The 12,191-nt window shown below is 38.8% G+C and carries 13 protein-coding genes; 9 read left to right on the plus strand and 4 right to left on the minus strand.

What is annotated here, in order from left to right; translation table 11 throughout:
- The 5 genes from LY11_RS01805 to LY11_RS01825 all read left to right on the plus strand — a co-directional run.
- The coding region (locus tag LY11_RS01805) for a sensor histidine kinase (protein ID WP_211321464.1) at positions 1–870 on the plus strand (870 nt) is incomplete at its 5' end.
- Between the two features lie 18 nt (positions 871–888).
- Entirely contained in the window at positions 889–1,329 is a 441-nt protein-coding gene (locus LY11_RS01810) for a response regulator (protein WP_111632012.1), read from the plus strand.
- Between the two features lie 47 nt (positions 1,330–1,376).
- Positions 1,377–2,900 (plus strand): ATP-binding response regulator, encoded by a 1,524-nt coding sequence (locus LY11_RS01815; protein ID WP_111632013.1) that lies wholly within the window; start codon positions 1,377–1,379, stop codon positions 2,898–2,900.
- A 129-nt stretch (positions 2,901–3,029) separates the two neighbouring features.
- Complete coding sequence (locus tag LY11_RS01820; protein ID WP_111632014.1) at positions 3,030–3,191, plus strand: lmo0937 family membrane protein; 162 nt, start codon at positions 3,030–3,032, stop codon at positions 3,189–3,191.
- 105 nt (positions 3,192–3,296) lie between these two features.
- Positions 3,297–3,761 carry a ferritin-like domain-containing protein gene (locus LY11_RS01825; RefSeq protein WP_111632015.1) on the plus strand — a complete coding sequence of 155 codons (465 nt, stop codon included), beginning with the start codon at positions 3,297–3,299 and terminating at the stop codon, positions 3,759–3,761.
- 163 nt (positions 3,762–3,924) lie between these two features.
- Here the strand turns inward: LY11_RS01825 and LY11_RS01830 are convergent, their stop codons facing one another.
- Both LY11_RS01830 and LY11_RS01835 read right to left on the minus strand, forming a co-directional pair.
- Positions 3,925–5,085, minus strand: coding sequence for a DmpA family aminopeptidase (locus tag LY11_RS01830; RefSeq protein WP_111632016.1), 1,161 nt, complete (start codon positions 5,083–5,085; stop codon positions 3,925–3,927).
- A gap of 46 nt (positions 5,086–5,131) precedes the next feature.
- A complete protein-coding gene (locus LY11_RS01835) occupies positions 5,132–5,488 on the minus strand; it encodes a winged helix-turn-helix transcriptional regulator (RefSeq protein WP_111632017.1) in 357 nt (118 codons plus the stop codon).
- A gap of 161 nt (positions 5,489–5,649) precedes the next feature.
- Here LY11_RS01835 and LY11_RS01840 point away from each other — a divergent pair, with 161 nt between their 5' ends.
- From LY11_RS01840 to LY11_RS01850, 3 genes are all read left to right on the plus strand, one after another.
- Positions 5,650–6,180, plus strand: a complete 531-nt coding sequence (locus LY11_RS01840) for an NAD(P)H-dependent oxidoreductase (protein WP_111632018.1) — start codon at positions 5,650–5,652, stop codon at positions 6,178–6,180.
- Positions 6,181–6,251: 71 nt separating this feature from the next.
- Positions 6,252–6,797, plus strand: coding sequence for a hypothetical protein (locus LY11_RS01845; RefSeq protein ID WP_111632019.1), 546 nt, complete (start codon positions 6,252–6,254; stop codon positions 6,795–6,797).
- A 47-nt stretch (positions 6,798–6,844) separates the two neighbouring features.
- The gene (locus LY11_RS01850; RefSeq protein ID WP_245952553.1) at positions 6,845–8,089 is read left to right on the plus strand and encodes a PQQ-dependent sugar dehydrogenase; all 1,245 of its coding nucleotides are present in this window, start codon (positions 6,845–6,847) and stop codon (positions 8,087–8,089) included.
- 62 nt (positions 8,090–8,151) lie between these two features.
- On the opposite strand, the gene LY11_RS01855 is transcribed toward LY11_RS01850, so the two are convergent.
- Both LY11_RS01855 and LY11_RS01860 read right to left on the minus strand, forming a co-directional pair.
- The gene (locus tag LY11_RS01855) at positions 8,152–10,386 is read right to left on the minus strand and encodes a S9 family peptidase (RefSeq protein WP_111632020.1); all 2,235 of its coding nucleotides are present in this window, start codon (positions 10,384–10,386) and stop codon (positions 8,152–8,154) included.
- A gap of 93 nt (positions 10,387–10,479) precedes the next feature.
- Positions 10,480–11,409: an NAD-dependent epimerase/dehydratase family protein gene (locus LY11_RS01860; RefSeq protein ID WP_111632021.1), complete on the minus strand. Its 930-nt coding sequence runs from the start codon at positions 11,407–11,409 to the stop codon at positions 10,480–10,482.
- A gap of 121 nt (positions 11,410–11,530) precedes the next feature.
- On the opposite strand from LY11_RS01860, the gene LY11_RS01865 reads away from it, so the two are divergent.
- The gene (locus LY11_RS01865) at positions 11,531–12,190 is read left to right on the plus strand and encodes a hypothetical protein (protein ID WP_111632022.1); all 660 of its coding nucleotides are present in this window, start codon (positions 11,531–11,533) and stop codon (positions 12,188–12,190) included.
- Position 12,191: the final 1 nt, after the last annotated feature.

Below are 12,191 nucleotides of genomic sequence, written 5' to 3' on the forward strand. Positions count from 1 at the left end.
AATGAAGAAAAAGAAAACAGGGCAGCAGAACTGATTATCGCCAATAAAGAGCTTGCTTTTCAGAACGAAGAAAAAGAAAAAAGAGCTGAAGAGTTAAGCATTGCGAATAGGGAACTTAAAAATGCAGAGGATGACATTCGTAAACTAAATGATGAATTAGAGCAAAAAGTAATTGAACGTACGGCACAATTGGAGTCTGTGAACAAAGAATTAGAATCCTTTTCTTATTCTGTTTCACACGATTTACGTGCACCGATCAGAGCGATCAATGGGTACACAAAAATTCTAAAGGAAGATTATGCAGATACATTTGATACAGATGGGGTAAAAATACTTCAATCCATTATCAGCAATTCCAAAAAGATGGGTGAGCTGATTGATGACTTACTTGCATTCTCAAAACTCGGAAGAAAACAGGTAACTGTTTCTGAAATCCAGATGACTGATCTTGTAAAGATGGTAACGGAAGAATTTGTTTTCGAGGACGACGAAAACATACCCGAATTTGAAATGGGTATACTTCCAAATGCTAAAGGGGACAAATCCCTGATTAAACAGGTATGGATTAACCTGATTTCCAATGCAATTAAATATTCCAGAAATAAAAGACAAACGAAGGTTGAAATCGGTGCTTATACCAAAGACAATCTCATTGTATATTATGTAAAAGATTACGGAGCTGGATTTGACATGCAATATTATGATAAGCTTTTCGGGGTTTTTCAAAGATTACATTCTCAGGAAGAGTTTGAAGGCACAGGTATAGGTCTGGCCATAGTACAAAAAATAGTGCAGCGGCACAATGGAACAGTCTGGGCCGAATCAAAAGTAGATGAGGGGTCATGTTTCTATTTTAGTCTGCTGGCATAAACCATTAAAAAAAGAGAAATGAGCTACCATAACGTTGAAATTTTATTTGTTGAAGACAGTACTGATGATGCTGCGCTAACTATTCGCGCGCTTAAAAAAAGCGGTTTTACGAATAAGCTGCATCATGTGATCAATGGAGCGGAAGCTTTAGACTTTATCTATTGCAGAGGTGCTTATGCTGATAGAAGTGATAAAGAATTTCCTAAACTGATCTTGCTGGATTTAAAAATGCCAAAGGTATCTGGTTTACAAGTACTGGAAAAATTAAAAGCAGATCCAAATCTTAAATCTATCCCTATTGTGATGTTAACATCGTCCAATGAAGGACCGGATATAGAAAAATGTTTCGCACTGGGTGCAAATAGTTACATCGTAAAACCTGTTGACAGTGATAACTTTTTTAATGCGGTAAAAGAGATTGGTTTATATTGGATGGTTTTAAGCCAGCCTGCGCATTAGTATCGTCCTGATTGATTCTCTCTATCTAATTTTACGTCGTATTCCTAATGGCACCAAATCTTAAAATACTTATTCTTGAAGACAACGAAAGTGATGCTGATCTGCTTAAACGCGAATTAAAAAAGTCAGGATTGAACTTTACGGCTGAAATTGTACAGACGCGTACAACGTTTGAAAACGCACTGGATAGTTTCGGTCCTGATCTGATCTTATCAGATTACTCACTCCCATCTTTTGATGCGGCTGAGGCTTTCCAAATCAAACAGAATAAATATCCTCATACCCCATTTATCATTATTTCTGGTACTATTGGAGAGGAGAATGCAGTAGAACTGATTAAGGCAGGAGTAACCGACTATATCTCTAAAAATAAGCTATTTACCTTATCTACAAAGATTAACAGGGCATTAAATGATATGCGTGCCCGAAAAGAAAAAATAATCACTGATGAAAAGTTAAAGCTCATTAATCAGGAACTTTTAGAGCTGAATCAGGAGCTGGAAGCACGCGTTGCCCGCCGTACTGAAGCATTGGCGGAAAGTGAAAGCCGGTTCAGGAGTATGATGGAGACTATTCCTCAGATTGCCTGGACAAATACAATTAAAGGAGAAGTCGTTTTCTACAACCAGCGATGGTATGATTATACCGGTTTTAATGACCAGCAAACAAGAGCTCTGGGATTTAAAGCCGTAGTTCATCCTGATGATTTAAAAATTGGGTTTGACCAGTTCAGCTCTATACTTAAAACTGGTAATGGTGGTGAATTTCAAATTCGCGTAAAACGGGCGGATGAGCTTTACAGATGGCACCTGATCCGCTTAATGCCAATCATGGACCAACAGGGTTTAATGCAGCTTTGGGTCGGTACAGCCACAGATATACAGGAACTCAGATTACTGCAGCAGTATAAAGACGATTTTATTATTATTGCCAGTCACGAGCTAAAAACCCCGATAACCAGTTTAAGGGGGTCCCTTCAGCTTTTGGATAGAATCAAAGATAATCCTCCTGCTGGTGCTTTGCCTAAACTTATTACCCAGGCGAACAGAGGTTTGGAAAAAGTGAATACGCTGATCGAAGATTTGCTGAATTCAAGTATGGCAAATCAGGGTCAGCTTCATATCCGCCAGCAGCATTTCAATCTTTCAGAAGTCATTAAAGACTGTTATCAGGATATAATCAAAGACGGTTTATATACGGTCCACGTTGAAGGAAACATGCAGGTGGAAATCTTCGCTGATCCTGTGAGAATAGAACAGATAGTTGTTAATTTCATTAATAACGCTATAAAATACGCACCTGAATCAAAGGAAATACACATCCGCATCGATAAGCAAGATAAACAGGTCAAAGTCTCAGTAATAGACCGGGGCCCTGGTATACCGCCTGAAAAACTTCGTTATGTGTTTGACCGCTATTACCGGGCAGAAAGCTCTGGGAGTAAATATACCGGGCTGGGACTTGGACTTTACATTTGCTCAGAAATCATTAAAAAACATCATGGCCAAATTGGTGCTGAAAGTGAATTGGGCCAGGGAAGCACTTTCTGGTTCACCTTGCCTGTTGAATAACAACCAGTAGTTTCAAAAGAAATATAAAACATTTAATGTATACCCATGTTTAATAATCCGTCAGCTTTTATTTACAAAAATTAAGGAAGTAAATGAGCTATGACGAACAAACTTATTAAATAAAAATTTATGGGAAATCTACTTTACCTCGTCGCCGTAATATTAATCTTATTATGGATTTTTGGATTCTTTTTTAACGGTTTCGGACCGGGTGCAGGTGGCTTAATACACATACTTTTAGTGATTGCTGTAATCGCAATTATACTCAAAGTAATCAACAGAGCTTCTTAAGCTGATCACCAGGATTATTTAGATCCTTAAAACAGTTAATCGATTTTTTTTAAAACTAACACAGCGTTTCGTTGTTCTTCTAATTCAAAAACAAATACTACTACTATGAGCGTATCAGAAAAAACAATAGCAACTTTAAACGATCTTACAGAAATCAACAATGACCGTGTAGCGGGATTTGAAAAAGCAATTGCAGACATCAAGGATGAAAATATCGACTTGAAAGCAATATTCTTGAAATACAGTGAGCAAAGCCGCAAATTCAGCCAGGAACTTACTGCGATTGTAGCAGGTTACGGAGAAGATGTAGAAACTGGTAATAGTGTATCAGGTACTTTACACCGCGCATGGATTGATGTTAAATCTTTATTTGGCGGTAGCGACCGTGCAAGTATCCTTTCAGAAGCTGAACGCGGTGAAGATGCAATTAAAGCAGCTTACAAACTGGCTCTGGAAGAAGGAGAATTAAGTGCATCTGCATTAGAAACAGTAACCAGACAAGCTGGAGATATTAAAGCGGCACATGATGCAATTAAAGTTCTTCGTGATGCAGCGAAAGCAGTGAGCTAAGTCATTCTATATTTATAAGAAAGCCGTTTATTTAATAAGCGGCTTTTTTTATGAGTCAAAATCTCCCTCCGGAATTTTCGATCTTTAAAGCATGAAGAACAAAACGCCCGGAAACCGCAAGTCAATATGAAGACCTGAAAATCTGATTAAGTTCCCATACCTTCTATTTGATCCTGTTATACTTTTTCAAAACGTCAATAACTAAATCGTGAGGTAATCCATACGCCTTATTTCCATTGACACCTTCCATAGTTTCAGCTGCAACCATTGCATTAATCACAGATTCTTCTACACTTTGAATGGTAGCCCCGAATAATGGGTCCATTAAGTCATTAGGCAGCTGCTCAACCTTTGTCAAACCATTTCTTTTAAATGCGGTTGGATTGGCTGTTGAAAAAGCAATAAAGATGTCACCAGAACCATTTTCGCCATGCCCACCTACAATCCCTACACCAAGGGCTACTCTTGCAGCTAATCTTTTCAATTGATGAGGTAATAACGGTGCGTCTGTTGCAACCACTACAATGATAGAGCCATCGCCAGGCTTTCTTGATGCTGGCGGAGACTTTATCTCATAATTCATCGTATCTTTTAGTTCCTTTCCAACAGGAACACCTGCAATTGTTAAATTCTGTTTAGCGCCAAAGTTTGATTGCACTAAAACCCCAACAGTATAAGTTGAATCTCCGATTTTTACCACCCTTGATGAAGTTCCGGTACCACCTTTAAAACCTAAACACATCATTCCTGTCCCACCTCCAATATTACCTTCCTGTACAGTACCGGATTTAGCAGTATTTAATGCCTCATATACATGCTCCTCTTTGACATGGAATCCATAAATATCATTCAGTATACCGTCGTAAGTCTCTGCAACAACCGGATATGCAAACCAATAATCTTCTTTAAACCAATTCGTTTTTATAAACCATTTAAGAACAGTTTCTCTCACAATGCCCACACTATTTGAATTAGTGATCATAATGGGCGTTTCTAAAAAACCCGATTCCGTGATCCAGGTAGTTCCTGTCATTTCACCGTTTCCATTCAGGGAATACCAATTTGCAAAAACAGGGTTATTGTGGTGGCCCCTTGGCAGAATAGCTGTTACCCCAGTTCTGACAGGCCCCTTTCCGAGTACGTTTTTGCCTTGTCCTGAGATAATGGTACTGTAACCTACTTCCACACCTTTTACGTCAGTGATCGCATTAAATTTCCCTGGAATACCTGTGAATGGAATTCCAAGATCTCTTGCTCTTGATCTTTGTGCATAGGCAGGTGTTTGAAAAAGAATTAACACAGCCAATATTTGAATTTTATTCATTTTAAATATTTAACTTATCTCCAAGTTAAACATTTACAACCTTAAATCACAATGCTTCTCTTTCCATTATTGTTTTCAACTGTGGCGCGAATTCTAATCCCCATTTATCGACAGCTGAAACTAAAGGTAAAATAGATTTTCCTGATTCGGTCAAAAAATATTCTACCCTCAGCGGAACCTCGGCATAGATTGTTTTTCCCAAAATCCCATGTAATTCCAGTTCACTCAATTGCTTTTGCAACACCCGTTTAGTGATTCCGTTTATAGCACTGACCAGATCTCTGGGACGTGTTTTTCCTTTTGCAATTTCATCCAGTAAACAAAATTTCCATTTAGAACCTACCACTTCCATAGCTACGCTAAGGCCACATTCATAATCAATTGGAATTTTTCGTTGATACATCTGCTTAATTATATTTTTAAAGTTATAAAAGTAAGCAATTGAACAATTTAATGGATGGTGATCAAATTATCACCAAATGATTAATTTACCCCTTATTGATCCACTCCCCTTTTAAATTCACTTTTGTCCCGGCAAATTTAAATAATAATAAAAACTGTAAAATGAAAACTCTGATTATTGTCATCCATCCAGATCCTGAAAATTCAGTGGTCAACAAAAGGTGGATAGAAGAATTAAATAAATATCCAGAAAAGTATACTGTACGTGATCTGCACAGTTTATATCCGGATGAAAGGATCAATATTGAGCAAGAACAGCAATTGTTAACAGCGCATGATCAAATTGTATTTCAATTTCCTTTTTACTGGTTTAACTGTCCTCCCTTTTTCAAAAAATGGCTGGATGTTGTATTAACTCATGGATGGGCATATGGTAACGGAAGTCCTTATCAGTTAAGCGGCAAAAAGATTGCCTTAAGTATTTCAGTGGGCATCAATGAAGAAGACTACCAGGCCTCTGGAAGATACAAATACACGCTGGAGCAATTAACATCTCCATTTGAGATCACTTTTGACTATGTAAAAGCTGATTACAAAACACTCTTCGCCTTCTATGGAACAGAGCATCAGCTTAGTACAGAAAGAATAGAGCAGAGTACACTGGATTATATTTCATTCCTGGAAGCTTTGTAAAAAAACGGACTCACCTGGTCCTGATCTCTGCTCTGGCATGAAAGTAGTGTATACAATTCAAATCAAAAACAATGAAATTACCATCGCTAAAGCATGTCAGTTTTAAAAAAGTAAAGAAAGAGGTCAGAGCAGGGTTCAACCAGCTTGCAGAAGGTGGTTTTAAGCAGATTTTTAACCAAATTGATCAATTGAACATAAAAAAAGGTGTGGATACCATGGGTGTCGACAAGTTTATCAATCAATGTGCATTACTCGCTGCCAGCTCTGGTTTAATCACTGGCGTGGGCGGTATAGGAACAATGTTGATTGGTACTCCTTTGGACGTGATGAATATTATCGCTCAGCAGTTCAGGGTAACATTAGCGATTTCCTATTATAAGACGGGCAAATATAAAATCAGTTTCGATGATTTTTTTAAGATTGTAGCCTCTTCAGTTAAAGCAGATACGAAACTAGCGATCAGCAAGAACGTAATGGAAGAAGTTGCAGAGAAAATCCTGATGGGTTTAGGTACTAAAGCAAGCCGCCGGCTGGTACCTGTGGTTGGTGGTGTAATTGGCGGAACTGTCAATTATCTATTTATTAAAGGAGTAGCGAAGGAATTGAAAGAGAAATAAAAAAACTGTAGATTTAATTAGTTTATCGATTTAACATTTATTAACTCATGATGCAATCTTCTTTTAAAAAAGCTCCGGCTATTTGTGCCGCCCTCCTGCCTTTACTATTTGCCGGCATGAGCAGTCATGCACAAACTGTAAAAGGTAAAGCTGCCGGTAATTTGAATTCACCTGTAGAAACTCAGCCAGCCAACACGAAATATAAGCCTGCTTTTGCCGGACAGACACGAATTGCTGGCGTAAAAACCAAAACGCCTTATACTGTTACCCTTTTAAATAAGACTTTAGAACATCCCTGGGGAATATCTCTTTTACCTGACGGCCGTTTTTTAATCTCTGAAAAGATGGGTACGATGTCCATTGTAACCACAGCAGGAAAAATAGTAAAGAAAATAACTGGCTTGCCCGCGGTAGTACCTGATGGACAAGGTGGTTTGCTGGATGTAAATATTGATCCGCAATTTGCCACTAACAGGATGATTTACTGGGCTTATTCAGAGCAGGCTTCAGGAGGCAGTTTATTAGCTATTGCTAAAGGCAAATTAGCAGCTGATGAAAGTAAGGTAGAAAATATTGAAGTAATTTACCGGGCTACACCAGTCTATAAAGGAAGTCTTCAATTTGGCTCCCGTATCGTATTTGATAAAAGCGGAAACCTGTTTGTAAGTACAGGTGAACGTTCAGGAGCTGATATTCGTATGCAGGCACAGTCATTGAATGCGTCTATTGGTAAGATCCTTCACCTCACTAAAAATGGGAAAGCCGTTCCTGGTGGTCCATTTGCCAAAACACCCAATGCAAGACCTGAAATTTACGCATATGGTCTTCGTAACCCAGAAGGGTTAGCCATAAACCCAGCAACCGGCGAATTATGGGAATCAGAATTCGGGCCAAGAGGAGGTGATGAAATTAACATTATTCGTCCGGGAAAAAATTACGGATGGCCTGTAGTTACTTATGGTATAGAATACAGCGGTGAAAAAGTAGGCGCTGGTATTCAGCAAAAAGCCGGTACTCAACAACCTGTTTATTACTGGGACCCTGTAGTTTCACCTGCTGGAATTGCATTTTATAATAGCAATGTAATTCCTGAATGGAAAGGCAACCTGTTTGTAAGCGGACTGAGCAGTATGCACATTGCCAGGTTAGTCATTAAAAACAATAAGATAGTTGGTGAAGAGCAGTTATTAAAAACTGAAGGTGAACGTTTTAGAGCGGTTGCTGTAGGTAAAGATGGCGCATTATATGCCATAACTGATAGCGGCAGATTTTATAGAGTTGCTAAGAAATAAAAATACCCCCCCTCTATGGCTTGTAGAGGGGTTTTATCTTTAGTGTAAAATCGCTACTACGCTTATGATTTGGGAACCGTAATATTTGGTACCCAATCCCATGCTGGCGGCTCAACACCTAATAAATATTTGACAAAAAAGTCTCTTCGCTTATGTTCACCGTAATCTCCCCCTAAGGAATGTCCCATTCCAGGAACCATTAAGAAATCAAAATTTTTATTGGCTTTGATTAATTTATCGACAACCTGCATAGTAGAAGACGGATCAACATTTTCATCCAGTTCTCCAAGAATCAACAATAATTTTCCTTTCAGATTGGCTGCATGTTCTACATTTGAGGATTCGGCGTATTGCGGACCAACCGGATAGCCCATCCATTGCTCATTCCACCAAAGTTTATCCATCCGGTTATCATGACAGCCTGAGGATGACACAGCGACTTTATAAAATTCAGGATGAAAAAGCAGTGCTCCCATAGCACTTTGCCCGCCGGCAGAGCTGCCGAATATCCCGACCCTGCTGGTATCCATATAAGCATACTTTTTCGCCGCAGCCCTGATAAAAGCGATACGATCGGGGAAACCTCCATCTTTAAGATTCTTCCAGCATACATCATGAAATTTTTTAGAACGGTTAGCAGTGCCCATTCCATCACACTGTACCACTATAAAGCCTAATTCTGCAAGCTCATGCAATCCGGGTATATTGTCAGCTGCAAAGTTCTTAGGCACAAAAGAATCATGCGGACCGGCATAAATATATTCTATAACAGGATATTTTTTAGAAGGATTAAAACTTCGTGGCCGGATAATCAGACCCCATATATCTGTTTCACTATCCCGCCCTTTTGCACTAAAAACCTCGGGAAATGTCCAGCCTGTCTTTAACAGCGCACTAATATCAGCCTTCTCCAATTCCCTGATAACGCTACCCGTTTTAACAACTCTCAGTACTGTAGTTGCAGGTTCATCAATTCTTGAATAGACATCAATGAACATGGAATAATCAGCGTTAAATGTGGCAGAATGATTCCCATTTTCCCAGGTTAATTTCTTTAAACCTGTACCATCCAGATTGATTTGGTAATACTGGATAAAGTAAGGGTCTTGTCCTTTTTCCATTCCACTTCCTTCAAAAATTATATTTCGCTCCTTTTCATTGACCCGAACTACCCTTCTCATTACCCATTTGCCTTTGGTAATCTGGTTCTTCAATTTTCCGTGCTCATCAAATAAGTATAAATGATTCCATCCGTCTCTTTCAGATGCCCAAATCATTTCTTTGCCATCAGCAAGATCATACCGGTATTTTTTGCGGCTATAGTTGAAAAACGTATTACTTTCCTCGTTGATCAGTACCTTGGTTTCTCCAGTTTTGCTAACTTCCATCACGTTATATTTTTGATGCCCCCTTTTATTGTATTCGTAGGTGAAAGCCCGGCTATCACTACGCCATACAGGTTCTGTTAAGCTAAACTGTTCAGTAATCATAGAATTATTAACAGGGATTTGCTTTTTAGAGTCAACAAGAAACAAACATGGCGTATACTGATCAATTGTATCGCCCGGCTTTGGATAAACTCTCTGCCGTAATTTAGGTTGTATTTGATCTGCTGGTGAAGATTCTATAAGATAAATCAACCTTGGTTTAGTGGTTTTGACCTTGTAGGCTGCAATCTTTTTTGAATCAGGGGACCAGGCCATATAAGGAGAATAAGAGTTTTCTTCCACCCCATCTGTACTCAATTGATATTCCCTGGTTTGGTCGTCAACCGGACTGATATATAGATTGAATTCTTTGATATAACTCATCCATTGCTGATCAGGAGATTTAGTTCTCCCGGAATCGGTGTGTTGCGGGACATCAGGATTCTGGCTAAAAGTATAATTATCCAGCTTACAAATCCAGGAAGCTCTTTTATAAGTGAAACGAAGTTCCTTTCCATTACTGCTCATGATAATAGGTCTTGTGATTGGCAGATCTGCAGCATTAATTTTATATTTTGACAGTACAGAAAGTGCCACAGCAAATCTTTCCCTGTCAAATGCCGGACTTTTATGCTCCTGTTTTGTATCAATCAATAGAAATTCAACTCCCTGCGGCGTTCTTCTGGAATAGAAGAATTTTTGCAATTGAGATAACCACTGAATATTTTCAGCAGTATAGTATGTTTTTTTCTGCATCAGCCCGTTTAAAGCTTCGGCATTCTGATAGTCAATTAATTTACCCTGTGCATCAGCCGCATGAATATTTATAAAAATTAATAGTGCAAATAATAGTAAATACTTAAATCTCATTTTCAAAAATTAGCTTGGTTAATTGTATAACTAAATTTATAGTTTATTTATCAATGAATATTAATTTTACAATTTTAATTCTTCATTACAGGCTTAATTTTTCAGAAACCATTCGGCGGTAGCTTTCACTGCATCTTCGTAAGATGTTGGTGTAAAGTTGAAAGCTTTTTCAAATTTGTCCGAGCTGAATTGAAAAGGAAATTCGTCCTGGTAATTCATTTCGTATGCCTCTTTCATGAAAGGGTTGAAAAAGCCGATGATTTTTAACAACCATTTGGGCAGAACAGTTACCCGGTCAGAACTATTCATATACTTTGCTGCCAGCTTAATAAACTGCCTTCCGGTAAGCGGGCTTGCTGAGGGCAAATGCCAGACCTGCCCGAAAGATTTGTCATGGCTTGCAAGGATATAAAGTGCCTCAGCCGCATCAGGAGTATAGTTATAAGAACGTGGTACATCTGCGTTTATCGGCCATTGAGCAGTTTTTCCTTTTTTCATATTGTTAAAAACCAGTATACCCGCAGCACTTTTGTCTGTAACCCCAGGACCGTAAAAATCTACAGCTCTGGCTATAGCAGCCTTAATTGTTCCGGCAGCCATTTCCTGCAATAACATACGGGCAATTTCAACACGTACCCTTCCCTTTTTACTAGAAGGAAAATAGGGCGAATTTTCGGTGATGGCTCCGTTTACCCTGCCATACATATATACATTATCAAAAAAGATCAGTTTAGCTCCTGTAGCTATGCAGGCATCAATAACGTTGCGCATAATCACTGGCCATTCCTTTTTCCATATTTCAGCATTGTATGTGATACCAACAATCAGGTAAACTACTTCTGAACCCGTTACAGCTTTCAGTACCTGATCATAATTGAGCATATTGGCAGCTACAGCTTCTGTACCTTCAATTTGCCGTGGTGTTCTGGATACCAGCCTGATATTCAATTGGTGTGATTTTAAAACTGGTATCAGTTCTGTAGCGATGGTACCAGTGGCACCTAAAATGGTATGTAATTTCATGGCTTTATTTTTTATTTGTTAACCAAAATTACAACAGCCTGAACGGCAAAAATTGTAAGAAAACGAGAGCCTCAGGAAATGAGCTTCAGAATGACCATCTTTATCTCCATATCGTATCTACATGCAGACTACCAACGAAAGCTATCTGAATCAAATCAAAACCGCCAAACGCAATTACTATATTTTTGCGGCAGTTACATTACTGATTCCAGCACTAACCTTAGCTTTTCTTGCCAATCGCATCCTAAGCCTGGATAAGTCGCTGATTAAAATTGAAGCGACTATGGCTTCTTTCAACGTGGGAACTGCTGGTAAAGGCAGACCACGATATTATTTTAAGGTGGCTGAGTATCCCGCAACCTTCAGCCGGGCCTATCATGGCCTGTTTAAATCTTCACCAAAAGATCGCATCAAGGCTATTTACGGTCATATGCCTATATTTACGAATGCAGATACTACCAGCGTTCCAGTAAGCTTTTATATTACTGCTGAAGATCGTGTCAGGCTTAATTCGGCCAAAGAAGAAATTACCTGGTATTATTTGTCATCAGGAAATATAGCAAATCAGGAAAAAAATGGGTTTTACTGGGACTTATATTTAAACGTTTCTCAGCAGTTCTCCTTTTTTATCCTGGCAACTGTGGCGTGTTTATTGACTATGTTAACAGCTATTATTACGCTTTACTGGTCCGCCCGGTTTTTAGTGGTAAGTTCAAAATCAATCCATTTTACCATAGTAGCTGTACTGATCCTAGCCGGCTATTTGTTTATCTCGCTTTAAG

It is taken from the genome of Pedobacter cryoconitis, assembly GCF_003259615.1.
GTDB classification, from domain to species: Bacteria; Bacteroidota; Bacteroidia; order Sphingobacteriales; family Sphingobacteriaceae; genus Pedobacter; species Pedobacter cryoconitis.